The 26,389-nt window shown below is 37.5% G+C and carries 18 protein-coding genes and 1 pseudogene; 3 read left to right on the plus strand and 16 right to left on the minus strand.

Annotated features, from left to right (window positions below):
* Positions 1-19 precede the first annotated feature (19 nt).
* The 5 genes from ED2_RS02875 to ED2_RS02895 form a co-directional block, all read right to left on the minus strand.
* A complete protein-coding gene (locus ED2_RS02875) occupies positions 20-613 on the minus strand; it encodes a malonate decarboxylase holo-ACP synthase (RefSeq protein WP_005880527.1) in 594 nt (197 codons plus the stop codon).
* 3 nt (positions 614-616) lie between these two features.
* Positions 617-2,293, minus strand: coding sequence for a biotin-independent malonate decarboxylase subunit beta (gene mdcD / locus ED2_RS02880; RefSeq protein ID WP_016177832.1), 1,677 nt, complete (start codon positions 2,291-2,293; stop codon positions 617-619).
* Positions 2,283-2,582 carry a malonate decarboxylase subunit delta gene (locus ED2_RS02885; RefSeq protein ID WP_005880530.1) on the minus strand — a complete coding sequence of 100 codons (300 nt, stop codon included), beginning with the start codon at positions 2,580-2,582 and terminating at the stop codon, positions 2,283-2,285. Before ED2_RS02885 ends, mdcD begins: the two co-directional genes overlap by 11 nt.
* A 215-nt stretch (positions 2,583-2,797) precedes the next feature.
* On the minus strand, positions 2,798-4,444 hold the full coding sequence (mdcA, locus tag ED2_RS02890; protein WP_016177831.1) for a malonate decarboxylase subunit alpha: 1,647 nt from the start codon (positions 4,442-4,444) through the stop codon (positions 2,798-2,800).
* Positions 4,445-4,449: 5 nt separating this feature from the next.
* Entirely contained in the window at positions 4,450-5,361 is a 912-nt protein-coding gene (locus ED2_RS02895; protein WP_016177830.1) for an ACP S-malonyltransferase, read from the minus strand.
* Positions 5,362-5,479: 118 nt separating this feature from the next.
* Here ED2_RS02895 and ED2_RS02900 point away from each other — a divergent pair, with 118 nt between their 5' ends.
* A complete protein-coding gene (locus ED2_RS02900; RefSeq protein WP_005880537.1) occupies positions 5,480-6,334 on the plus strand; it encodes a LysR family transcriptional regulator in 855 nt (284 codons plus the stop codon).
* A gap of 84 nt (positions 6,335-6,418) precedes the next feature.
* Here ED2_RS02900 and ED2_RS02905 read toward each other — a convergent pair whose 3' ends face one another.
* Positions 6,419-6,856 carry a hypothetical protein gene (locus ED2_RS02905; RefSeq protein ID WP_005880540.1) on the minus strand — a complete coding sequence of 146 codons (438 nt, stop codon included), beginning with the start codon at positions 6,854-6,856 and terminating at the stop codon, positions 6,419-6,421.
* A 276-nt stretch (positions 6,857-7,132) separates the two neighbouring features.
* Here ED2_RS02905 and mafR point away from each other — a divergent pair, with 276 nt between their 5' ends.
* Positions 7,133-8,578 (plus strand): global transcriptional activator MafR, encoded by a 1,446-nt coding sequence (gene mafR, locus ED2_RS02910; RefSeq protein ID WP_016177829.1) that lies wholly within the window; start codon positions 7,133-7,135, stop codon positions 8,576-8,578.
* Between the two features lie 536 nt (positions 8,579-9,114).
* On the opposite strand, the gene ED2_RS02915 is transcribed toward mafR, so the two are convergent.
* The 4 genes from ED2_RS02915 to tdc all read right to left on the minus strand — a co-directional run bounded on the left by ED2_RS02915 (position 9,115) and on the right by tdc (position 16,654).
* A complete protein-coding gene (locus ED2_RS02915; protein WP_005877870.1) occupies positions 9,115-11,643 on the minus strand; it encodes an HAD-IC family P-type ATPase in 2,529 nt (842 codons plus the stop codon).
* Positions 11,644-11,801: 158 nt separating this feature from the next.
* On the minus strand, positions 11,802-13,142 hold the full coding sequence (locus ED2_RS02920) for an amino acid permease (RefSeq protein WP_016177828.1): 1,341 nt from the start codon (positions 13,140-13,142) through the stop codon (positions 11,802-11,804).
* Positions 13,143-13,158: 16 nt separating this feature from the next.
* Positions 13,159-14,589 carry an amino acid permease gene (locus ED2_RS02925; protein ID WP_016177827.1) on the minus strand — a complete coding sequence of 477 codons (1,431 nt, stop codon included), beginning with the start codon at positions 14,587-14,589 and terminating at the stop codon, positions 13,159-13,161.
* Between the two features lie 232 nt (positions 14,590-14,821).
* Complete coding sequence (tdc, locus tag ED2_RS02930) at positions 14,822-16,654, minus strand: tyrosine decarboxylase (RefSeq protein ID WP_005877875.1); 1,833 nt, start codon at positions 16,652-16,654, stop codon at positions 14,822-14,824.
* 492 nt (positions 16,655-17,146) lie between these two features.
* On the opposite strand from tdc, the gene ED2_RS02935 reads away from it, so the two are divergent.
* On the plus strand, positions 17,147-18,568 hold the full coding sequence (locus tag ED2_RS02935) for a hypothetical protein (protein WP_005877877.1): 1,422 nt from the start codon (positions 17,147-17,149) through the stop codon (positions 18,566-18,568).
* Between the two features lie 330 nt (positions 18,569-18,898).
* Here ED2_RS02935 and ED2_RS02940 read toward each other — a convergent pair whose 3' ends face one another.
* The 6 genes and pseudogenes from ED2_RS02940 to cas9 all read right to left on the minus strand — a co-directional run bounded on the left by ED2_RS02940 (position 18,899) and on the right by cas9 (position 25,768).
* Positions 18,899-19,258, minus strand: a complete 360-nt coding sequence (locus tag ED2_RS02940; protein WP_005877879.1) for a DUF1622 domain-containing protein — start codon at positions 19,256-19,258, stop codon at positions 18,899-18,901.
* Positions 19,248-19,619 carry a DUF1622 domain-containing protein gene (locus ED2_RS02945; RefSeq protein WP_005877881.1) on the minus strand — a complete coding sequence of 124 codons (372 nt, stop codon included), beginning with the start codon at positions 19,617-19,619 and terminating at the stop codon, positions 19,248-19,250. Before ED2_RS02945 ends, ED2_RS02940 begins: the two co-directional genes overlap by 11 nt.
* A gap of 321 nt (positions 19,620-19,940) precedes the next feature.
* A complete protein-coding gene (gene csn2, locus ED2_RS02950; protein WP_005877883.1) occupies positions 19,941-20,585 on the minus strand; it encodes a type II-A CRISPR-associated protein Csn2 in 645 nt (214 codons plus the stop codon).
* Positions 20,575-20,919, minus strand: a complete 345-nt coding sequence (gene cas2 / locus ED2_RS02955; protein ID WP_005877885.1) for a CRISPR-associated endonuclease Cas2 — start codon at positions 20,917-20,919, stop codon at positions 20,575-20,577. The genes csn2 and cas2 overlap by 11 nt, the downstream gene beginning before the upstream one ends.
* Complete coding sequence (gene cas1 / locus ED2_RS02960) at positions 20,916-21,782, minus strand: type II CRISPR-associated endonuclease Cas1 (RefSeq protein WP_016177826.1); 867 nt, start codon at positions 21,780-21,782, stop codon at positions 20,916-20,918. Before cas1 ends, cas2 begins: the two co-directional genes overlap by 4 nt.
* Positions 21,764-25,768: pseudogene (gene cas9, locus ED2_RS02965) on the minus strand (type II CRISPR RNA-guided endonuclease Cas9). The gene cas1 and the pseudogene cas9 overlap by 19 nt, the downstream one beginning before the upstream one ends.
* Positions 25,769-26,389 lie beyond the last annotated feature (621 nt).

The raw sequence follows: 26,389 nt of genomic DNA on the forward strand, positions 1-26,389 counted from the left end.
TTCTCTCACTTCAAATTTATTACCAAATTTCTTTGGTTAATTTTGGACCTTCTGTTGTTTTCAAAAGAATTTTTTTCTCTGGATTTCTCAAATATTCTTTTAAGGAAAAACCACCTTGAGTTGTGATCACTTGGGTATCGAATTGCTCAAAAAAATCAGGGTGTGACTGGATCGCCTTCAATGGCAATCCAGCTGGAGTATCCACATAAAGTAAAAGATCAAAGTCACTTGTTTCTTTTACTGCCGGTATATCCGTTGTCAGTTCAAAACCTAAACTTCCTCCGACTCCCCACTTTGTTCCTGATAAAATTTCTCTTGCAGCATGAAATTGCTGATAAACAGGGAATTGGGCAATGTCTGTTTGACGAAATGATTCACGGTCTGTGATTTCCCACGGATGTATTACTTTTTGAACCATTCGAGTAGGTATTTCTAGTGCAAACCGCTGATTTCTGGCAGTTCCACGCAAGCCGATCGGTAAGGTTTCAGAATAGTCGGTCATTGCTCGGCGGACTGTCGCAAAAACATGATCTGAAAGAGTTACCCAGTCAGGCAAATCATTATTTTCAATTACTTGTTTATCAAAACAAACAATATCATGTGCGTTGATCATTTTTTAAGCATCCCATTCTTCAGCCATTTTGGCACGTACTTTGTTTGTTTCAACACGTCCCATTTTTTTAGCTGTTTCATTTGTATAACGAGCTGTTAGCATCGTATCATTTTTTTCACGTACGTCACTGATAGCAGCATTGATTGCTTTGATGACTTCATTGACATTTTTTTCTGAAGCTTTTTGATCAGTGATATCTTCTAGGAAGCAATGGATCGCTCCTAATTTTGTATAATTGTTGATATCGTAAGCAATAGCAGGAACTTTATCTGCTGCAGCTTCGATTTCTGCAATCGTCCGTTTTGTTACACGAGCAGCACTTGCTTTAGACATTGCTTGAACAGTGATTTCTTTACTGTTTAAAGCAATCAAGCGACTTGATTGTAATCCGTGTGCTAAGAATGCACCAGAAATTGCGTTACCAGCAATCAAACCGATAACTGGATGACCAGCTTGACGTAATTTTGCATATGCAGCAGCGCTGTTTGCAAGAGCGACATGGATCCCGATCAATTCTTCATTATAACCATATGCTTGACTAGGAACATCAATAACGATGACGATTGGACGTTTGATGACTTTATCTTTATCTTCTTCATAAACATGGTTCAAGATTTGTCCCATGCGGAAGCCTTCAACCAATCCAACTTCACCATTGCGGACACGGTACATTGGATTTTTTGGATCAGGAACGATTGATGTAACAATTGCATCTTCTGCAAATTTATCTGATTCACCATAGTAAACTGTACCAACAAATGAAGTAGGATTTTTCATATCAGTCAATGCTTCAAACCATTCGTAACCAACACTTGTAGCTGCTGGTTTGTCGCCTTCTGAAACAGTTGGTAATTCAACTGGTGTTGCTTGATGTTTCGCAATTGCTTCGTTGTATTCAGCGATAGTCATTGGTTTTGAAAGATCAAGTGAATCCAATAAAGAAAGATAGAATTCTGAGCTTTCACTGCGATGTGTATCTTTACGTTCATTGATTGCAGCTACTACTGCTTCTTTGATCGATTCAACACTATCTGTAACCAATTCATCGATGATTTTTGATTCAACACGTTGGCGTGAACCTAAAGTGTTCCAGATCAAATCTTTATCACTTGAATCGAATTCACGTACGCCAGCTTCTTGTTCAATAACTTCTGGTCCATTCAAACCAACTCTTGCTTTTTTCGTTGCAATCAAGTAGCTCATTAGTGCAGAAGTGATTGACATCCCACCAAATGAACCAACGCGGCCAGGAACAAGTCCAATAACTGGAACATATTCTTTTAATGCAATAATCATATTTCCGATTTCAGAAATAGATAATAAACCGTAGTTTGCTTCTTGTAAACGAACACCACCGGTATCTAAAACGATGATTGGAAAGATTTCATTTCCTTTTTTGTTTTCTTCTAAAGCATGTTCCAATGCAGAAACGATTTTCGCACCAGAAACTTCACCGATACCACCACCTTGGAATTTACCTTCCATTGCAATGACTAATGCTTGTTTTCCAGCAATCGTTCCTCGGCTTACGACGATTCCGTCATCACTTTCAGGGACGATACCTTGTGCTAATAAACTTGGTGCGATCAATTGATCAAAAGGATCGATCAATTCATGACCATTGTCTAACAATGCGTTGACACGGTCTCTAGCATTTAATTCTACAAAACTATTTTTCATCAGACAGTTCCTCCATTGCTTGCGTCAATCGTAAATAGACAACACCTGGCGTTGCGCCAAAGTCATTGATGACGATATCTGCTGAAATTGGATAACGATCAAAAAATCGAGTTAGGACATTTGCCCAAACTTCACCAAAACCGTCACTACCTGTACAGATTTTGATTGTTGATTCTTGTTTTGTTGTTGGGAACATCAAGATTTCTAAGTCTCCTGATCCAACTACACCTACATGGATTTTTTTATTAATTGGTTGATTCGTTGGGTACGTATAGGATAATTGTTCCATGAATCTCTCCCCTTTTCATCCGTATTTTATTTGATTCTTTCTATTGCTTCTGTAGAAGAAAGTACAAAAATCAAACATTTCTTTTTGTACTTTCTTTCGGAAGCGGAATGCGTAGCAATGCTCTTTTATGCATGTACTAGCATATTTTTTTCAACTATAAGACAAGTCAAAAAGTTGTTGAAACACTGTCATCAAAATAGTACGACTCGTACTTTCTATGACCAAGTTCTGAATTTCACTGGAGGTTCATACAATCCATCTGACCATTCGATCAAATCATCGACTGTTTGAGCAGCTAACAATGAACGTTTTGCATCACTACGTTTGATTCCTAGATCTTCTGGTAATTTAACGATTCCAGCTGCACGTAATTGATCCAATGATTCTTTTGTGCTTGTCATACCTAATGGAGTAACGCCGCCGACAGCTGCAATGGCTGCTTGACGTTCTTCTTTTGTTTTTGCTTTATAAAGGTAAGCAATACCTTCTTCAGTAACGATATGTGTTGTATCTTCGCTATAGATCATGACTGGTGCATTTGCTAATCCTGCTTGTTTTTGAACAGCTAAAGCATCTAATTCTTCTACAAAGACAGGTTTTTTATTTGAGCCAAATGTTTCAACCATTTGAACAACCAATTTTTGACCTTTTCCTAGTGGATCGCTGTTGTCGCGTAATGATTGCCATGCTGGTGTAGAGTGACGACGTCCGCCAGGGTTATGTCCCATGTTTGGCGCACCACCGAAACCAGATAAACGACCTTTCGTAACAGTAGATGAATTTCCATCATAGTCTAATTGAAGAGTTGATCCAATGAACATATCGATCGCGTATTGACCAGCTGCTTGAGACAACGTACGGTTACTACGCATTGAGCCATCTTTACCAACGAAGAACACATCAGGACGAGCAGCGATATATTTTTCCATCCCTACTTCGCCACCGAAACTGTGGATACTTTCGACCCAACCAGATTCGATTGCCGGAATAATTGTTGGATGTGGATTCAATACCCAGTTTTTAGCAATTTTTCCTTTTAATCCAAGAGATTCGCCGTAAGTTGGCAACAATAGTTCAATTGCTGCTGTATTGAAACCAATCCCATGGTTCAATGATTGTACGCCATGTTCAGCATAGATACCTTTGATTGCCATCATTGCCATCAAGATTTGTAATTCAGTGATGTTTTGAGGATCACGAGTGAATAATGCTTCTAATTGATAAGGTTGATCTGCTTTAACAACAACATCGATCCAATCACCAGGAATATCAACGCGTGGTAATTCGTCAACGACTTCATTTACTTGAACGATAACGATTCCGTCTTTAAAAGCCGCAGCTTCAACGATTGTTGGTGTTTCTTCTGTATTGAAACCTGTATATAGATTACCGTCTTTATCTGCTTTGTCGGCAGCAACTAATACGACATTTGGAATCAAATCAATAAACAAACGTCCATAAAGTTCCAAGTACGTATGGATATCTCCTAATTTCATCGTGCCGTCTTCGATCATTTGTGCAACGCGTAGACTTTGTGCGCCTGCATAAGAAAAATCAATTTTACTTGCGATTCCTTTTTCAAAAACATTCAAATGTTCCGGTCTTGAAATACTAGACATGATCAAGTGAAGGTCATTCACTTTTTCTGCATCTACTTTTTCTAAACTTTCTGATAGGAAACTTGCTTGTTTTTGGTTGTCTCCTTCTAAGACAACTTTATCACCAGGTGTGATCAATGATTCTAGTACTTCAACGATCTTATCAGTTTCAACATATTTACCTTTTAGTAAATGACTGATGCTAGCTAATCGTTGCGCTTTTTTTTCACGCTTTGAAGCCCAATTACGTGTTGGTTTTTCCATAATATTCATCTCCATTTTTGATATAGAAACGTGGTGTCATCAACGCCATGTTGATCTAAATTAAGAGTTCGTATCCCTTGATCTACACCAAATCTTGCGTGAATCAACTTTGTTAAAGTATTGCCGGGTGGAAATTCAATCGTCAAATCCATTCCTAGCTCATGTGCAATCCCCATCATTTGGTTCCATTGAACAGGAAAAGCCAGGTTTTCAAGTAAATCTTTCCGGATCTCTTCTGCATCTTTCGTTGCTCGGCCATCGATATTTTTCAAATACAAACAGTCGGCATCTTTAACAGAAACGGTATCCATGTAAGGCTTGAATTTTTCAACGGTATCATTCATCAATACACAATGGGAAGGAACTGGGACCTTCAATAACTTCGCTGTTCGCGCTTGCTGTGTTTTCGCTGCGGCCAATGTTTTTTCTAAGCCAGTGATACTGCCAGAAATCGTATGTTGCAATGGGCAATTCTCATTTGAAAGATAAACTGGTTCATTGGGATCAAATGTTTCTGCAACGACTTTTTCCGCTTCACTTCTTGTTAGACCGACGATAACGCCCATCGCATAACCGCTTGGGTATGAAGTTTTCATCAAATTTGCTCGGTGATAAACAAGTTCGGCAGCATTTTCAAAGCTTAATGCTCCGCAAGCTACTGCGGCACTGAATGCTCCAATTGAATGTCCTGCTACAAGATCTGGCTTGATTCCTCGTTCTTTCATTTCATCAAGGTAATAAGCCGCTTTTGTTAGCAAAGCTAACTGGATAAAAACCGTATCCTGATAAGATGCTTCTTCATCTACCAGTCGAAATCCAGTCACATTTTCAATACTGTCAATGTATTCAGTTGGCACATCTTTTAACATCCCAAGTGTTTGACTTCCCTGTCCCGGAAATAAAAATCCTGTACTCATGAATGTTCCTCCTTTGGCACTTACTTTTTCCTCTGTTATCATAGTAAAATTCTGCTATAATGAAAAATACCAAAAAAAGAAAAATCCATAACAAAAAGGTATGAATCGGGTGTAGGACATGAAATTACTTCATTTACAGTATTTTAAAAAGGTTTTTGAAACACAGAATGTCACACAAGCAGCAAAAGATTTATTTATTTCCCAACCAGCTTTAAGTAGGGCAATCAAACACCTTGAAAGTGAGTTAGGCGTTCCTTTGTTTTATCACAGCGGGCGTAATATCGAACCAACGATTTACGCAGAAGAGTTTTACCCTTACGCTGTCAAGACATTAGCCACTTTAGACGAAGGGATCAAATTGATTTCTTCTGTGAATGAAAAGATCATCACCTCTGTTATTCTCTACTTAGAAGTCGCTTCGGTCTCGATTCCGAATCTAGTAAAAATTTTTCAAGAAAAACATCCTACGATCCAATTAACGATCATGCAGCATCAGTTACCAGAAGATATCACTGATCCAGTTTTGTATATCACTTCGGAAATAAAACCAGGTATGACAAACGTGCCGATCATGGAAGAGCCTGTTTATGTAGCGATCCCTAAAACACATCCATTAGCTAAAAAAGAAACTTTGCAGTTAGATGATATCCGCCGCACACCGATGCTGATGCTGTCTAAAAATAATGCCTTTCGCCATACATTAGACGTCGCTCTCGAAGCAAAAAATATTGAATTAACGATCAGTTCATCGACTGATGATCCCGCTACCCTTCGCTCCATTCTTAGACAAGGATTAGCGATTAGTTTCTTTCCCAAAATTTCTTGGTCTTATGATGAGAACGATCCATTTGTTTTGAGAGAGATCGAAGACTTACCACTCAGTAGAACGATTTACCTTTCCACGACATTCACAAAAGATCATCCTTTGACTAAAATGATTTCGAAAATATTGAAGGAATTCTATTTAAATTAATTAAAAAAACGAAGCAGCAAGAAAAAATTCTTTGCTACTTCGCTTTTATGGTTTATTTTGTCAATCGTACTCGTAGATTTCCGACTATCGCTCATTGATGAAAAAACAGACACCTTTTCTCTGAGTAATCATCTTTCTAGCATGTCTCGCTTTTCTTTTATTTTCTATTTCTTCTAATTCTTGGGACTTGGTTGACCACTCCAACTGATAGCAACGAGAAAAATAAAGAGCATTCCACATCCTTGTTATCTCTATAGTAGCTTGAGCTGACAGTAATTCGCGTTCCTGCGCCTGATCCACTGCTACTGCCAAACTAGCTACCGCATCAGAAGTACATTCACTTAAACTAGACATCTGATTCCACACGTCATTCTCTTTTTCATCAGCCACTTTGCCTTTTTTTCGATCATACATGACCCCTCCGATATGGCTGGAACTCTTTTGTCTTTCTTTTATTAGACTGTTTGCTTTTATGTAGTTGAAGGATTGTTGCAAATCTGGCGTAATAGGTATATTTTTCATTTTCTCCCCCCTGAACCTAGAATAAATCATTTACCAGAATCCGTGAAAACTATTTTTCCCAAATAATAAAAACTTTATTTTTATTAAAATAACAAAAATACTAATCAAAAAAGTAAGCGATGAGATTTTCTTTTTTCTTTATTGTTAAAGGATATCACTAGTTTTTTACTTTCCTTTCTTTTTTCCTTATACTTAAGAAAAGCTATTTTTTTATAGAGCAAAGAAACAAAACAATAATTAATCCATGTCTTGTTTATAGGCAAAAAGGAGAGCCTTATGTATTCTTTAATGAAAAAAATTATTACTGAAAAAGACATCCAGCGTCAGGTCACCCTACTCGAACTGCTGTTGAACCACCCAAAAATCACAGTCAATGAACTAGCCAATGAAGCAGGCACCACAGAAAGAACTGTATTTTCCGATCTGCAAATGATCCGAACTCAACTTCCAGACGGTTGGGTGATCGATAGTGATCAAGCTGGTATCCACTTAAACCATCAACCAAATTTATTGGCCAACGATCTATGGGAAATCTTTTTGCGGCAATCCATCAGTGTCCAACTTTTAAAAGAACTATTAGTGAATAAACAAGTAAGAATCCCTTCTTTTTTAAATAACAACGGTCTGTCCTATGAAACACTAAAAAGGCATGTGAAAAAATTGAACCTCTCGTTAAGCCCTTACCATTTGCAGATCAAGTTGACACGTCACACGGCGGAAATCACCGGCAAGGAACAAACCATTCGCCTTTTTTATCATCGATTACTTTTGCCATTCACCCATAATGGTTATTTTTTCGAAGATTTCTCTGTACATGAATCACATTATTTCCGTTTTTTAAAGCAGATCGATCAGACTGATTTAGCAGTAGAAACAGAAGAGATTTTTGGTGTCTGTTGGTTTTTCATTAATACGATTCGTATAAAAGCAAATAGTCGAATGGCAACATATAGCCTCTCACCGACTGATCCGTTGTTTCTCCTTTATCTCTCTGATCTACAGACATTATACGAAAACGAAGGGGTTTATTTAAAAAATGAAGAAGCCGTTTTTGCCTTTTCTTGTTTTTTAGATAGTTGGAATTACAATAACAACTATACAACTAAAATTACTGACACTTTATCAAGTTATCCTTTTTCAACAAGTATCCAAGCGTTTGTTCAGGAACTTTCAGATCATTTATCTCTGTCTTCTTTACGGGATACAAAATTAAGTCATAATTTGATTTTGATGTTATTGAAATATCATGAATCACCGTTGCTTATGGAACAACTCCAGTCACAATATCATTATTTCGTGGAAGAATATGAAACTAACTATACCGACTTGTATCCTTACAAAGTACGTTTGCTTGAAAAAATAAAAACACCCGCTCTTCCAATCAATGATGAAACCTATTTTTTCTATCTATTATCCTTACTAACACAGCAAGCACTCTTAACCGTCAAACCGAATCAGGTAATCATCTATTTTCTCTTTCAAGGAGAACCCTCATGGAAAGCATTCTTGCAACAGGAACTAAATGCCTCCTTTGGAAAAAGAGTACAAGTAAAACTAATAGAATACAGTCAACTCGCAGAAATAAAATTCAATAAAAATGATTTATTCGTCTCAAATATCCCAATAGAAGCACCACCAATAGAAGTAATCTACCTCTCAACCATCCCAACAAAAAACGAACTAGACCGCCTCTACAAGAAGACAAAAAGAAGTTATGTATAAAGGTTGTGAAAAGACTGTTCAGCTCCGCTGACAATAAGAATGGTTTTTTTGAAACAGCTCTCCATGTTTTGAAAAATCCAGACTTATTTCAAGGAGTTGGTCTTTGAACACCGTGTATAAAGGTTGTGAAAAGGCTGGTCTGCATCAAGCAATAAGAATGAACAGAGAAAAACAGCTTCTCATGTTTTTCATCTGTTTAGGCTTATTGTTGAAGATGCAAGCCTTTGAACACCGTGAATAAGGTTGTGAAAGAAGCGCCCAGCTCCGAGCAAATAAGAACTAGATTTTTAAAATAGCTTCCCATATTTTGAAAATCTAGGCCTTATTGCTGAGGAGTTGCTTCTTGAACACCGTAAATAAGGTTGTGAAAAGAGCGTTTTGTCCTGAGCAATAAGGAGGAAAAGACCGTTCAGCTCCGCTGACAATAAGAATGGATTTTTCGAAACAGCTCTCCATGTTTTGAAAAATCCATTCTTATTTCAAGGAGTTGGTCTTTGATAAGTTAGACGTTCCACAAAATCTTTTCCATGGATAATTTATTCTCTCATTTTGATCATTTTCTTACTAACTACCTTCTCTACCTCAACGATTATAAATAACATGATGATATTTAATAAGATTGGTAATTGCTGTTGTAGTGAAAGACTGGTTGTCCCAATCAAGTGTTGCATGAAGGGAAGATAAACGACCGCTGCCTGTAGGATGAAAAGGATTCCTAAAGAAATGAACAATGCTTTGTTTTTCAGCATTCTTTTATTCAAGGAAGCATCTACTAATTCTCGGCAATTGATCATGTATAATGCTTGCGCGCCGACGATATTTTGTAAAAGCATGGTTTGCTGTAACGCTTGTCCCTCAAAGCGCATTGCCAGAAAGTAAGCTGGGATCATGATCAGCAAGGAGACATAAAAGATTCGAAAAACATTGTACCTCGTGAGAATTCCTTGCTTTGGATCTCTAGGTGGTCTTGTCATCGTATCTTTCCCTGCCTGTTCGAATCCTAATGCGTAGGATAACGTGATCGTCGTGACCATATTTACCCAGAGAATTTGTACAGGCGTCAACGGTAGTGGTTGGTTAGCCAACAACGCCCAGATAATGATCAATCCTTGTGCTAAAGCTGTTGGTAAGAAGAAGTTGATCGTCTTTTGCAGATTGTCTAAAATTCTCCGTCCTTCTTTGACTGCTTTGGCAATCGTATGGAAATTATCATCTCCCAAAACCATATCTGCTGCTTGTTTACTGACTTCACTACCCTTGATTCCCATAGCGATCCCGACATCTGCCCGCTTCAAAGCTGGAGCGTCATTGACTCCATCACCTGTCATCCCAACGATTTCCTCATTCTTTTGTAGCGCCTCAACGATTCGGAGTTTATGCTCTGGTGTCGTTCTGGCAAAAACATCCACTGTTTGGACCTTCACTGCTAATTCTTCCGCCGAGAGCTGATCCAAGTCGATTCCTTCTAATACAGTAGTGGTATGTTTCAACCCAATCTGCTCTGCAATAGCTTTTGCCGTGTCTTTGTGATCACCTGTGATCATTTTGACCGAAATCCCTGCAGTTTGACATTCCTTGACAGCCTTGATTGCACTTTCTTTAGGCGGATCAATGATGCCAGCAATCCCGACAAACGTTAATTGCTCTAACGCTTCATGTGTTAATGGTTGCTCATTCGGGACCACTTTATAAGCAAACCCGAGTACACGTTGCCCTTTCTGTGCTAAAGCTTTTGCTTTTTCTTGCCATTCTTTTAACTTTTCAGCCGTTAAGTCTGCTTTAGCCAGTAATACTTCCGGTGCTCCTTTGACATAAATGACTTTCCCATCTTGGTGTTCGTGCATCGTAGCCATGTACTTGTAACTGGAGCTAAAAGGCAATTTTCCGTGTAACTTTTCCAAAGAAACTTCTGCATTTTCAGCATAGCGCAACAGCGCTAACTCTGTCGGATTCCCGTTTAACGCTGCTACACGTTGATCTGCTTTTGTTTGTGCTTCCTGACAATTTTTCATGATCGCAATCATTTTTTCTTTCTCATCTGTCAGAGTCTCTACAACACTCATCTCGTTCTTTGTTAAGGTTCCTGTTTTATCCGAACAAATCACGGTCATTGAGCCGAGAGTTTCAACTGATGGTAACCCTTTGATGATTGCTTGCTCTTTCGCCATTTCATTCACACCCAATGAAAGGATCATCGTCAACACAGCTGGCAAACCTTCTGGGATCATTGACACGATCAAAGCAATGATCGTAGAAAAGAGAAAGTTCAATTCCAATCCGTAGCGGAATGTTGTGAAGAAAATCAGGAATAGGCTCAAGAAAATGATTCCGCGAAAAATCTGCTTATTCAACTGATGGATTTTCCTGACAAGCGGCGTAGTCTGTTGTTCTACCGTTTGTAATGCTTGGTTGATCTTGCCGATTTCTGTTGAGTTGGCTGTTTCAACCACTACGCCAATTGCTGACCCCGTTTGTACTAACGTTCCTGAAAATGCCATGTTCACTTGGTCACCAGTAGCAACCGTCTTTTTGATCGTTGCGCTCGTTTTTTCAATAGCTTCCGATTCCCCTGTCAAAGCAGCTTCTTCTACCATGAAGTCATGGACCTCAATCAGTCGAATATCTGCAGGAACGACATCGCCAGCTTTTAAAGCGATAATGTCTCCGATGATCAGCTCTTTGGCCTCAACCAGTTCTTTGATCCCTTCCGTAAAGATCACAGCTTCTTGCCCCATCATCTCTTTTAATCCATTTAGTGATTCTTCTGCTTTACGCTCCTGCCAGTAGCCCACAAAACTATTCACGACGACCACAGCTAAAATGATGCTTCCTTCGATCACATCACCTGTGAAAAATTTCAAAAGAGCCGCAATCAATAGTATGATCATCAGCAAATCGGTAAAGTGCTTGAAAAATTTCCTTAAAGGATGAACTTTCTTTTTGACTTCGATTTGATTGTACCCATGTTTCGCTAAGCGTTTCGTCCGTTCTTCTTGTCCTAATCCATCTTGGGTTGTCTGAAGTGTCTGCATCGCCTGGTCAACTGTTTCTTTATACCACATCATGGCAATCCCTCCTGTTTCGATTTGATACTTTTATTATACGTAGGAGAGCCATGGATGAACGGCGATTATTTCAGAGAACCCTGAAATAAATAATTTTAGAGGAGTTGCTTCTGCTCCCACCGTTTATTCGTTTTTAAAGAATGAGATAAAAGTATTTCTTACTTTTGTTCCACGCTCATTTCTTTTTTATGGCTGACGTGGATTTTTCTATACATCAGATTCAAGCCAATAAACCAACCAAGAGAAATCAATGGAATCATTCGGGTAGCTGATTCAAAAAACAGACTCAATCCCACCATAAGGAAGAAAAGAAACGTTACTTTATCTCGATTTTTTTGTAGCAGATTGATTGGCAATTTAAGATGGGCACAAAGAATCGAAGACCAAACAAATAAAAAGCAAACTGTAGTCATTCCAGCTAATAATTGAAATAACATGCGACTATCTGCAACAAAAAAGTGTAGACACAACCCTAGCAAGAACATACCACCTGTAAATAAAATGCCATGTAGCGGTACACTACGGGAAGAAATAAATAAAAACCATTTGGATAGATTTTTTTCTTTTGCCGTATTATATAAGATACGACTTGTACTGTAGATTGCACTATTCGTGGAGGATAAGGAAGCCACCAAGATGATAAAATTGATCATTCCCGCACCTTTCCTCCAATGGACCATTTGAAGCATCGTGACCAATGGACTTTCTTTTAAATCAAGATTTTGCCAGGGCACAACCAATAAAATCGCTACGATCGTTCCAATATAGAAAAAGAGAATGCGTGCAGGTAAACATTTGATTGCTTTTTTCAAATTTTCTTGTGGGTCGCTTGTTTCCCCTACTGTCAATCCAATCATCTCCACACCGTCAAAGCTAAATAATACCATTGGAAAAGAAGTAGCGATTCCTGTCAGCCCAAATGGGAAAAAGGAATGAATCGTTCCGAAATTCTCTTTGACTCCAATATGAGGTGTCTGAAAATGCCAGATGCTGATGCCGATACCCAACAAAATAAATAGGAAGATCCCAAAAATCTTGATCGTAGAAAAAAATGATTCTAATTCGCCAAACCAGCGTACAGCAACAATATTGACGACGACCAACACACTAAGAACAAGGATTCCGCTAAGTAATGGCGAACTGTCAGGAAACCAAAAGCGAATATACAATCCTATCGCCGTTAATTCCGTCAACCCTGCTGCCATCCAACATAACCAATACGTCCAATTGACAAAAAAAGCCCAACGGTCACCCAGATAGTAATGAATGAAATTACCGATTGATTGAAAGTCGCTATTTGTTAAAAATAGATCACCCATTGCGTGCATCAAACTATAAATAGCAATTCTACAAATAAAATAAGTGAGTAAGACAGCCGGTCCAGCCAATCGGATTGCTTTAGCAGAACCTAAAAATAATCCTGTACCGATCGCACCTCCTAGCGCAATCATTTGGATATTTCGATTCGTTAAAGCTTTCTTCATTGTTGTTCGTTCCATCTTACTCACCTTTTCTTTATTCTTTGTTCAATTTGTCAGTTACTTCTTGCTCCCATGATGGTTTTCTGATTTTTTCGATACCCAAAGGTGCAAAAAATAAGACAAGGCTGATCGCAGTCACTGCAATCAAGTTGATCAATGTGCCTGCTTTCATCGTCAATCCCACAGAAAATACAATCGCTGCAAACAAGATAAGGACAACGATCCAAGCACCTAGATTGCTATTGCTTCCTTTCTTGCCGATTCTAAATGGTCGTTTGTATTCAGGATGAGCCTGTCTTAATTTCAAGATAGCGATCCCCATGATCACATAGACGATACAATAGATAACTGTGGTTGAATTGACTAACATCAAGAAAGCTTGATTGACTCCAGGAATCAATAGATAAAACAATGCAAAAATCGAAATAATTGTTGACTGAGTTAAAATCACTGATTTTGAAACATCAAATTGATTCGTTTTCCAAAAGTTGAATTTTGGTGGGTAAGCTCCTTTTCTGGCACTTGCGGTAACTGTTTTCGCAGGTCCCGAAGCCCAAGCAGACAACTGTACAGCAACTCCGACAAAAACAAGCAGACTGAAAATATTCACGATGATATGTGGTAACCCCAAGATTTGACAATAGATGGAGATAGATTGAGCAATATTGTTTAATTCCATTTGTCCTTTTGGTACCACATTCGCTACAACTAGCGCATTTAGCGTATTCACCAAAAACAAGAAAATCAAAGCAGCAAAAATCCCGTGAATATAAGTTTTCACTGGATTTTTAAGACGAGTAATATAAACAGAAGACATTTCGATCCCAGTAAAAATAAACATGATTGGTGCAAAATAAACAAATGAGCTAGCTGTTTTCGCATCAGGAATCAATTTTTCCCATGAGAAACTTCCTAATGTGCCATGTGGTAAAATACCCACCTTGATCCAAGTAATGATGCCTAATAGAAGCATCATCGCTAAAGGAATATATAGTCCTAGCCAGACACCAATCTTTCCGCCGATCTTTGCCATATCGAATTTCAAATTCAATAAGGTAACGATCCAATAAACAACTAAGATCACAACTAACGTAAACTTGCTATTCAACCCAAGTGGCACGTTGTCGATGATATTTCCAAATAATGGCGCAAGAGCAGAAGCAACCATCACCATTCCAGGAAACATTTGGACCCATAGAAGCCAAGAAACAACAAAGCCCCATTTTCTTCCTAAAGAATTAGATACCCACAACTCTGGCCCGCCATTTTGTGGAAACATCCCGGCAAACTCTCCAGAGATCAATGAAATCGGAAACGCATAGAATAATACCGCCACAAGCATGTAAAACAACATCGTCCAGCCAGTCGCAGCCACATCTGGGATATTTCGGACACTAGCAACAAGCGCACAAGTCATCCCAATAAAGGTCAGCGTGGTAATTTGTTTGGATTTTGAATCCGCCATTTTATTTTTCCTTCTTTCTATCACAGACAAATAAACCGTCTAGCTTTCTGAATGCCACAGGGGGAATGAGATCATAGCAGCAAGAACGCTTTTTATATCAGTCAAAATACACGTGCAATTTTGAAAAATAAATATTGACGTTTTTCTTATAGATACTTACTTTTATGATCTCCTGTGGACAAGCTGGGGAAGTGTCTTTCATTCATTGCTAGACGGTTCACGATTCGTTTTTTTATAGTAATTCGTTCAATTTCTTTTCAATGGCTTTTGTGATCGCATCTGTATAAAATTTAAAAATCTTATCATCATTCAAATAAGGCGTCATGATTGCGGCTCTCAACAAAGTCACTTGTTGTTCTTTTTGCCATTCCTCTTTTGAGAGTCCTAGGCTTTCAATAAATTTCACTGGCGAATCACCATAATCCGCTTTTGTAAAGGTCGTATGTGAAGTAATAAAGCGTTCATCATACACATCTCCATCCATATAAGAAGAGACATCAAACATTTTTTCATTTAAGTCGTTGATCTTCTTCAAATCTGTGCAATCTTGGACTTTGAATACCCAGTCGACCATGTTGAAATCAGGATGATTCAATGGATGAACTTCGATTGTTTTTCCTTTGACTGTAAAGCTTAATTGACCTAAGAATTCTCTGAAACGTTGCGCAGCTTCGATCGATGCACCAATCAATTGCCCATATCCAGTCACATTCAACGGTAAGACCCGATGAGCTGTCCAAACTGCGGCGGCTGTTGCTCCAGCTTTTGATCCTTCTAGAATATATGCACCTAACATATCGGGCGCTTTGACTGATTTTTCAAAAACATAAGGAGCAAAATAAGAAATGATGTTCCGCATGTTTTTATGTTTGATGACGATACCGCCAGCTGCATAAGGAACATACCCCATCTTATGAGGATCGATCGTCACAGAGTCCGCTTCAGTGATTGCCTTAAAGCCATCATAAACACTTTTATCGATTTTCACTTGATGATGAAATACTTGATGTTCCTCGAAGAACTCAGTCAATGATTCATAAGGAACAAATTCACCTGCTTCATTCAAGAATAAGGAACGAGCATAACCACCATATGCTGCATCGACATGGAGATAGAAATAGATTCCTTCTCCTCGTAATTTTTCACGTAATTCTACGATTTTATCAACGCTGTCAACTTGTCCTTCTTCTGTCGTTCCAACAACAGCTACAACACCAAGAATAGGGATTTTTTGTTCTGCTAACTCGCGGATCGTTTTTTCTAATTCCGCCACATCCATGCGATAATCTTCTTGTACTGGGATAGCGATCATTTGATCTAGTCCTACTCCACAAATGTCTAGAGCCTTCATCCATGAATAATGTTTGGTTTGTGGCACTAGCCATTTACCTAATTCTTGGATATGTTTTCCGCTACGAGAAGACGCAGCTTTCACTGCATCCAACTCTTCATCTGTAAATTTTTCGATCATTTCGAGTATTTCTTCAACAGAAAGGTTCAATAATTCCCATTCTGTCTTATTCTCAACTTTTTCTGGGAAGACTTCTTTCACCGCTAATGGAATTGATTTGATGCAACGTGCGTACCACAGACCTTCTAAATTGGCAATCGATCCATCCGCTGTAATATGGCCCCAACCATCTGTCATATTGAATAAATCGGCAAAGTCTTGACCAACCTCTGCTTCCATTTGTGAGGTAGCCATTGAGGATTCTAAGGCAACGTTATTAGGATTCCAAAGCATGGCATAATTATAAGCTAGTAAGGAAGGCATCAACGTTTCTGCATTCATTTGCCCCCAATAACGACCGGCAGAATGCCAAGGAATCGAACCAGCACGCATCCGTTCACTGACTTCATCCAATACTGTCATCATTCGTTCTCGGGTGGCGATGTATCGTGGAGCCAATTTATCTTCCTCGCTGATTGCAGGAAGATCACCAGGAAGGTAGTTTTCTCTCCATCCAAGATGTTCATCGACCATCTTGTTCAATAACATTTTGTAAACTGCACCATTTTCTGCTTTGTCGCCAATAAAGACGGCTTTGATATCCATATCTTTCATGTTTCATTACCTCCATTTTTTTCGTTGGCCAACGTGTTGCAACTGCAGATGTTTCGTGCATCTGTATCACACAGCTGACTATAGACCCAAAAAATGAGATAATTTTTTTTATAACAAGTAAAAAAACAGGCTGATTTCTAAAAAAAAGAAATAAAGTTAGATTTTTCTGAATTTTCTTTGCGCAAAACCGAATATTTCAATCCTATAAATGTCACCAATTACTTCTACAATAAAATCAAATCATTTTAAAAATGAACAATAAAAACCATTCTTATTATTTCATTCGCATCTCCATCTATTCTATTATGCATTTGTTTAATTTTCACATTCATTTTTTCTCTATATTTTTTTATTATTTCATTTTTTATAACAAAAAAAGCCTTAAAAAAGCAAATAAAAAGACATTTCAGAAAAATATTCATGTTTTCACTTTCGAAACATGGCATAATTAATATGCATTTGCTCAATTATTTACAATGTGGAGGAGTCTTAATGATTGAAGCCTATTTAGAAAAAAACATTTTACGTCAATTGTTTCTTTGCGGCCAATTCTACACAACGAAAGAAATCGACTTGGATACGACCTCAAAATTATTACGAGTCTGCAAAACAACTTTATTGAACGATATCAAAGCATTGAAAAAAGAATTAGCACCAGATGTGATCTATGCAACAAGAGATAAAGATCATTATTCTTTATATTTCACGCCAGATGTTCCACGATTCCATTTGATGCAGCAACTAGCTCGCCCTTCTTTATTTCTAAAAACAGTCCAGTTGTATTTAGAAGAAGAGCCAGACTATATCCAATTAACAGAAGTAGAATTTGTTTCTGTCAGCAAAGCCTATTCATTAAAAAAGCAAGTTCTTGACTATTTTTCCGATTGCGGAATCAAGATCGATCATTGTTCCCCAAAATTTACAGAAATCGAACGCAGATTGTTGCTCCTGAATGTCGCTTATCGAACAGGCATCCTAAAAGTACCTACTTTACCGCCAGATTATTGGGACGAAGTCGAAACTTTTATTAACTCTTTAACAGCGAAATGTGGTCGGATCTATGATAAAGAAAATCGGGAAATTCTACGTATGGGGCTATTAGTTAGTTATATCAGTCAGCGTACTTGGCCTCTATCGACGAATGCTCATTTCATCGAAGAAATCCAAAAGCGCCCGATCTATGCTTATGTAAAAGAGATATGGGAAAAAACGAATCTCAAAAATCATTATGTACCCGATGAATTCTATTTTGTCTTAGTGCTATTCAACTTATGTGATTACGGTTTTGATTCTTATGAAGCAATCGAAGAAGATTTCCGCCAATTACATCAAGTCTTTATTGAAGATAGTCAGGAAATCAAAGAGTTGATCCACCGATTTGAAACTCATTTCGATTACCCCTTTCTTGGAAATAAAGCATTCGAGCGTGCATTGATCCGCTTGATGCGCTCTACTTGGGACAACTACCAATTATTTATGCCAGAAAAGTTTTATCTATTATCAGAGGAACAACAACGATTATTGGCAGAGGTACTTCCTTTATTTCAACAATGGCAAGCACAGTTACCTTATGATCTAAGAATCAATAATAATAGTTTAGATGCATTTATTATTGAACTAAGTGGCATTTTACGTCTCGACAAATCTCGCTTTCATATCTATATCGTCACTAACTCAGATGTTCGCTATTTGATTTATCGCGAGGCTTTGGAAAAAGTAACTACCTGTATCCTTCATGTAGAACCCACTATCTATAATCAACTTACCGAAGAGTTGAAAACACTCGCAACAAAAGAAAATACCAAGATTTTGTGTGAACGTACACTTTATACACCAGATGCTATCCCTTTTTCCGGTATCATTCCTGTTTCTGTCGATACCATTGAAAAAGCGATCTTCTTAGCTGTAAAGTGATATTTCAAGCCTTGGTTTAAGATGTCCACTATTGCCTATTTATTTCAGTAACAATCCTTAACAACATCTCAAGGCATAAAAAGAGAGGTTGGGACAGAAGTGTTTAACTCCGAGAAATAAGAAGAAATGAACGAAAATTGCTTTTCAAATTTTTGTGAATTTCGGCTTATTTAAGAAGGAGTTGCTTCTGCTCCCACCGTTTATTCGTTTTTAAAGAGTGGGACAAAAGTGTTTCTTACTTTTGTTCCACTCTCTTTGGTCTATTTTTCGAAACATCTACTTCAACTGCTCCATTGGATTTATAGGAAATGAGAACAATTTTTCCCTTACTTATTGTGTTTCTACTGAACCAATTTCTTTATTCAAAAAATACGAAATGACTGTTCGGATAACCACCAATGCCGCCAATTGAAAGATATCCTGCAATGTCGGTTTGATGATTGACTCAATGATCCCAGCTGAAATCAGGATTTCCAGGCTTAAGAGAATGTAGCCACCCAACATCTTCTTGATCGCATTATTTTGAAAGATTCGTTCTTCTTTCGCCATTTTTTTATCCAATGAGAAAAAGATAAAATCTTTCAATGCTAACCACGCCCCCCATAAAAGAAGCCCAATCGCAAATAGATCGATCAGTAGTACTAACCACTCCAAATAAAGAGCCAATCCATCGATCATCTCAGCTTTCATCTGTCATCCCCTCCTTCGCTCGTTGTTGTTCTTCAATCTCTAAATTCAAGAAATACGAAATGATCGTACGGATCAAAATAATCAAAGCAAGTTTCAAAATATCTGTCCAAGTTGGTTTGATGACAGATTCAATGATATCTGCCACCACTAAAACTTCTAAACTTAATAAAATATAACTAGCCAACAATTTGCGAATCTCTGCATTGCGACTATTTCGCTGTCCATAATCTTTCTTCAAAGTCCGCCAATCAAACAACGTTTTTAATACTAAAAAAACACCGACCACTAAAATAATGATCGAAGCAAGATTTAAAATCGTCATCAGCCAATCCAAGCAAACCATCAACGTTGAATCAAACATATCCCCAACCACCCTTCTCCTTTATGTTACTAACAGAAAGCATCGCCGTCCAATTATATGAAAAAAAGAATAAACAACCCCTCGGTCATCTATTCTTCATCCTCTAGACATTCAAATAACATAGCTCTAAAACTGAATATAGTCTTGTTTCAATTGCCATTTTGTTTTGGAAGCATTCAAAACAACATAGCTCTAAAACCTCGCAGAAAATTTTTTCTGCGTGATTTATCACCGAACTACTCGTCCATAGCAAAACTTTCGTCTTGAATGCTGAATGACTGCTTCAAGTCATTCGTTCTTAAGTTCATTTTAGCATAGTTTTTATGTCAAAAAATAGTCTTTATCTAAAACTCTTTGAGGGACTCCCTCAATTTTACGTGGTTCAAGAAATAAAACATCCATGTTGTACAAAGAGATGTAATTTTGTATCTCCAATAGCTCCTTTAACGTAAAATAAGCGCATGTATTGATGAAAACTAGTAATTTCTTTTTAGAGAGATATTTGTATACTTGCAATATCTCCAACATTTTCTCAAAGATGGTATCACTGTGCGTTTCAATTTTTACACCAAGTGCTTTAAACAGCTCTAATACCGTGATTTCATCACTTTCCAAATCCAATTCATGATCCAATAGCTCGTAGTCGATCAATTCGCTGATCGTAGTGGTCAATTTGTCGATCATTGATTTTACTTCAACTTTTTCATTCAACTGTTGCTCCAGATCTGCATAGATCAATTTTAAAACTGGTGCTGAATTTACATCGAATCCTAAAATATCCGTCACGACCATTATTTCTGTTGCTTTCAATTTTTGATACTGGTCGTTGAATAATTTCAACTCTCCTTCTTCATATCTATAAAGACATTTAGTGAGATTGGCAAATACTGCTACATCTTCAATAACGAAGAATGTACCTTTTTCAATTTTTACTGGTTGATCCAGTATTGGAAAATTAAGATTCATCATCTGCATCCTCCCCAAGAAACACCACACGCTGATCAGAATTAGCTGTACTAACATCCCTCACGCCATTCAAATAAACCATTCGTGCAAATTGTTTTTCCGTAACCGTCAATAACGTGATCAATCCCTTTTTAGGATTATTGGTTCTTAATCGTCCCAACATTGCTTTGTTCGCAGTATCATTCAGCAACAACTTACTGTATACAGAGAACTGGTGCATAATAAACCCTTCACTTAACAAAAATTTTCTAAATCTTCGATAAGCTTTACGGTCGTCACTGGTATCAGTGGGCATGTCAAACATCAATATCATTCTCATATAGCGATAGCTCATATCCTAAATTGAGGAACTCCTTTCAGATCATTGTTTAACACCTTGACTACCTTGTTAGTATAATCAGCCACGATGTTGGTCAAAAACATTTCTTTCTTACCATACAGATACTTTTCCGAGAACAAATCAAACAATCTTCTTTTGATAATCGGAAATTCTTTTTCTCGATACGCAAATACGATTTGATCCACTAAAGGGCGAAACGGTTCCATCAAATCACTTGCGAGATTAAAATCATTGAACTGATTGGCATGCTTCAAGCCAAATTGTGTCATACATCCATTCTTAACGATTTCCCTTGCAAATAGGCTCATTAGTAGAGTATAGCCGTAGTTTAAGCTAGCATTTAATTCTGTAGCGGACTCCCGCGAAAACTTAGCACCAAACAATGTTTGAAAATAGATTCTCGCTGAATGTCCTTCCCGATTTGTGGGATCAAATATTTCTAACCCATTTTTTAAAGTTGATAAAGCTTCCGCTTTTTCATGAAAGCCATTTGCTTGCAAAAGGTTATACTGGTTTTGGATCTTTTGCGCAATAATGTCTGTCCAAACAGTTCCTTTTAACTCCGGCGTCCATTGAATTTGCTTTGGCAGTTGCAAACTGCTGTCATGTCTTCCATAAAATGGCAGCAGTTTCGCCGTTGGTAGTCGTTTATCATCACAGAAGATCACTAAGATTTTTTCATCCATCAGGCGTTTCACCAACATCGTCGTCAATGTGATATCGGTTGTTTCTAACACTAAAATGTCGATTTCCGAAAGATGGATCTTCTCGATTTTTTGTGCATTTTTAAAAATCAAATGATTGTTCGTATAGGTCAACTTCGAATGCGTATTGATGATTACTGTTCGCCATCCCATAGAGTCGCCATCCTTGTCCTAGTTTCTCGTAGTCCAGTAATTGATTGATAGATAATCGTTGATTCCCATATTTCTGTTAAACTTGGATATCGTTTTCTCGGAATGATCACATCAAAAAACTTGAAATCTGCAGGAGCCCCCATCGCATTTAACTGCATGAGATTGATAAAGGATTGCGATAGACTTTGAACAGTTGATTCTTGGTTTTGCTCAAATAATTCAGCGATTTTTTCTGTATTTTTAGCAGCTATCGTATATCTGTTCGAAAAATCGATTACCTGATCTAGGATCTCACGAAATTCAGAGAGATGATCGTTTACATAGTCAAAACTTTCTTTATGGGCAATTTCATCATAGTGTTGGGCATAGAAAAGCAATGTCACCAATTTTTCCGGTAAAATAAATGAATTGGCTTTTTGTGCTTCCTTGTGGCTAGCAACCATTCTTCGCCGTCCATTTTCTAATTCATATAATGTATACTTGGACAATTTGATAAATTTGGTAACATTTGAGTATCCTTTGTTACTTAAAAAGCCAATTGGGTCTTGTTCAAATAAGGACTGCTTCATGATAGTGATTCCTTCGATTGCTTTTGCTTTTTTGCGTGCCTTTCCTTTTTCGTAAATAAACGCAACTGCATAAGCCACCACTGGACTGCCAAATCCACCATATTTCGAAACATCCCAGCCAGCTTTTCTTTGGATCAGTTTATCTGGTTTTCCTTTCGGATTTACCGTTTCTTTGTAAAAACCACCTGTTTGTACTTCGACTTTTTTGACGATATTGACTTGATGTGAGCTGATGACCTTTTTGATCTGCGGAATATGTCTTGCTTTATCCCAGAAAATCTCGCCATTTTCATCATAAGAGTATTCTTCTTTTTCAAAAAATCTTAGAATATTCGAGTAAAATTCTTTTTTCGCCGTTGCTTTATTTTCTGTTGCCAAATTGAATTTAGTATAATTTCCATACACAAATTCAGGTTCAAGTTTTGGATATTTTTTGAGTAACGCAATTGCTACTACCCCGTTCAAATATGCATCGTGTGCATGGTGATGGTTGTTGATTTCTCGCACTTTATGGATGCCAAAAGTTTTTCGAAACTGACTGACTAAGGATGATTTCAAGGTGATGATCCGAATACCTTTATTCTTGCTTTCTTCTGGTTGATTGAAGTATTGATCCAAAATAGCAGCAACATGCTTAGTGATCTGTCTCGTTTCCACTAATTGCCGTTGAATAAATCGCGCCTTGTCTTCAGGTGTCAACTCCAGTTTAGTCAAATAAGCGAATTTTCTTTCACTGATCAAATTGGCTCTCAATAATTTTTCCCAGTACCTTCTCATGCGAATAACGACCTTTTGATCTGGAACATCATCCATTTTCAGGCGATTTTCTTTAGAGGATACCAATACTTTATTATCGATCGAGTTATCCACGATAAAACTTCTCGGAATGATGTGGTCGATATCGTATTCCGAAAGTCGATCAATATCTAAGGCTTCTCCTGTATACATATCTTTACCGTTTTGCAAATAGTAAAGATATAAACGGTCTTTTTGAAGTGCCTGATTGTCTACGGGTTGCTCTTTTAATAGAGGGCTATCAAAGCTTTTTAATGCTTCTTCCAATGCTTTCAAGCGTGGTTTTGAACGATTCGTTCGTTGGTTCTCCCGAGCCATCTCAACTACGATATTTTTGGGGTTGTAGCCAATGATTTCAATCAATTCTTCAACGATCTTAAGTGTTTGCCAGATACCTTTTTTGATTGCTGGGCTGCCTGGGAGCGCCTCGACCACTTCTAGTAATGACTGATTACCTGCCAAAGCCAGTTCGTTTGCTAATTCTTCTTTGAACGATAGACTGTCATCATTGATCAATTGCATAAAGTTGCGATTACGATTGTAAGGAAAATCATCATCATCGATCAGATAATCAAGGATCGTTTTATTCGTTTTTTTGTCTCTGATCCCATTGATCAATCGTTCAGACAAACGTCCCCAACCAGTGTAATGTTTCTTTACTAATTTTTTAAAGAATCCATCCCCCAAGACACTCTGATATTTTTTCAGTTGTGTTCGGATCATTTCACGATCTTCAAAAATAGTGAGTATCTTCACGATATCTTCGAACATTGCGTTCATTTCAGGCTGTTCTAGCAACTCTGCTACCCTTTCTGTATTGGGTTTTGCTAGATCCAAAAAATCATGGTATGTCGCATAGGAGGAATTGAATGCTTTATCAACCCCTAAAATTTCTGCATCTTCAATATTGTAGTTAGCAGAAAGAAACTGTTGTAGTTTCTTCACCGTTACTTTTCGTTGTTTTTGAAAAAGTTCTTTGAAGATTTCACGTTTTTCTTTACTTGAAAATTGGTGTTTTATCCCTCGTTCATCCTTATAGGCTACCTTGGTTAGCTCATTGAATATAGTGTATTTTTGGTAAAGTATACTATGTTTAGGCAACACTTTTTCTGTTGGAAGGTACGTATCATAATTAATCATTCGTTGGATGAATTTCATTGCTGAAGCACTGTAATCAATCACTTCTGTTGCGTTCCATGGCGTTACTTTCTCAGGTGTTTTTCTTTCCAACCACGCAAATGAACTGGTTTCTTCACCTTGTGCCAAAGGACCTACATAGTAAGGAATGCGGAAAGTCAGCAAACGGATCATTTTATCACGTGCTTCTTCTAAAAACGGGTAGTATGGCTTTTGGCGTTCAATGATTGCCTTGAGTTCGGTTAAGTGTACTTGATGAGGAATAACACCATTCGCAGTCGTTCGTTGTTTCAATAAAAAATTTTCCTGATCGACTTTTTCCATGAAACGCTCGCTACCTGCGATACCATTCAATTCTTTTTTGAGAAATTTATAAAAGTCCTCTTGCGTTGTTTTTCCATCAATATAGCCAGCATAGCCGTTTTTTGAACTGTCTTTGAAAAAAATTGCTGTTTTTTCAGGAAGGTTGGCCTTCACGAACTGTTTTAGTTCTTCTAAGTCTTTTTTATGGCTGTCATACCGCTCGATCATTCCCAATGATAATTTTGCTTTTGAATTCTGTTTTTTCGTTGAGAGGATGTCTGAAAGTAAAATAGCGTCATATACCTTTTTTGCCTGAAGAAATACATCACGAAATTCTTCGCCACTTTTTTCTAAGAGACTTTCAAGCTCTTCTTCATAACTTTCTTTCGATAGTTGGATTTTAGCCTCTTCATCCAAGTCAAAAACTTATTTGAAACTTCCTTGATTCCCCACGATCAATTTTAAGAATTGAGCAAGGCATCCATTCGTCTTTTCCGTAGGATAGTACTGAAGTATTTTCTCTACTTTTTTAGTTTTAGAAAGTTTTTCCGTCAGAATCACAGCAATACCTTCGTAGAAAGCACTGGCTTGTTCAAATTGTTCATTATAGATCTCAAGAAAGTCTTTAAATGTTTCTTCCACAGAAGTATTTTCTGTATCCAATTCTCCTTCAAATAAAAAATGTCCACGGTATTTGATGATATGTGCTAAAGCAAGATACACCAATCGGATGTCTGCTTTTTCCGTTGAATCAGCTAATTTCTGACGCAAGTGATAAATTGTTGGGTATGTTTGATAATACGATTTTTCTTCTGCCATTGTGGGGAAGATTGGAAAGCGAGTATACTGTTTGTCCTCTGGATTCAAAAAGCTTTCGTCCAATCGTACAAAAAAATTGGTATCTATTTTCAAGATTTCTTCTGCAAAGATTTTTTGCAATTCCAATATACGGTATCTTCTGCGCATCAATCTTCGGCGTGTTGTCCGTTTACTTCTTCTAGCCTCAGCTGTTTGTCCTTCGTCAAACAAACGTGCACCCCAAAAATTCTTTTTCACCTTTTTCTTCTCGGTATTTCCATGGATAGACATTTTCTTTGCCATCAAGCGATACTCATCTGTGATGACCGCCCAACCTACTGAATTCGTTCTAATGTCTAATCCTATCGTATAATCCTTTGCCATTCACTCTTCACCCTCTCATTTCTGATCAAAACTGCAAAAATTCTGATTACCCACTCTTGGAAGAATCCGCTCCTATATTTTTATTTCTATGTAAACTTTTGTGTTCTACCACTTGTAACCGCTCTAAATTTTGGTATAATGAAATTGTTGGTAGCATTCAAATCAACATAGCAAGTTAAAATAAGGCATTGTCCGTATCCAGCTTTGAAAGCAAGCACTGTTCTCGGTGCTTTTTTATTTTGTTCACCAATCATGACTTTTCAGATAATTTTATATTTATACTATAACACAAACAAATTTTATAATATTTGTTTTTTTTGCATTCAATAGATGAAATATCAAAGACCACGTACCTTTACTGGAATTAAACAACTTATGTTTTTTAACCTCTTTTCCCTCCTTCTTTTTATTTTAAAAAACACCTGAGATAAATAACGAATTGATACTTTCGATGTACCTTTTCTTTTTTACTGATCCTATCTCCTATCCTGCTAGATTTTCTTCCCATTAAAAATGATTTTCCTTCCACACACTTTTTTTATTAAATTCAGACACAATGAACAATCTGTCAAAATCACCTAATTTCTCTTACCCTATCATTTGGCAATTTCTCCAAAAGAA

The organism is Enterococcus durans NBRC 100479 = LMG 10746 (genome assembly GCF_001544215.1).
Classification (GTDB): Bacteria; Bacillota; Bacilli; order Lactobacillales; family Enterococcaceae; genus Enterococcus_B; species Enterococcus_B durans.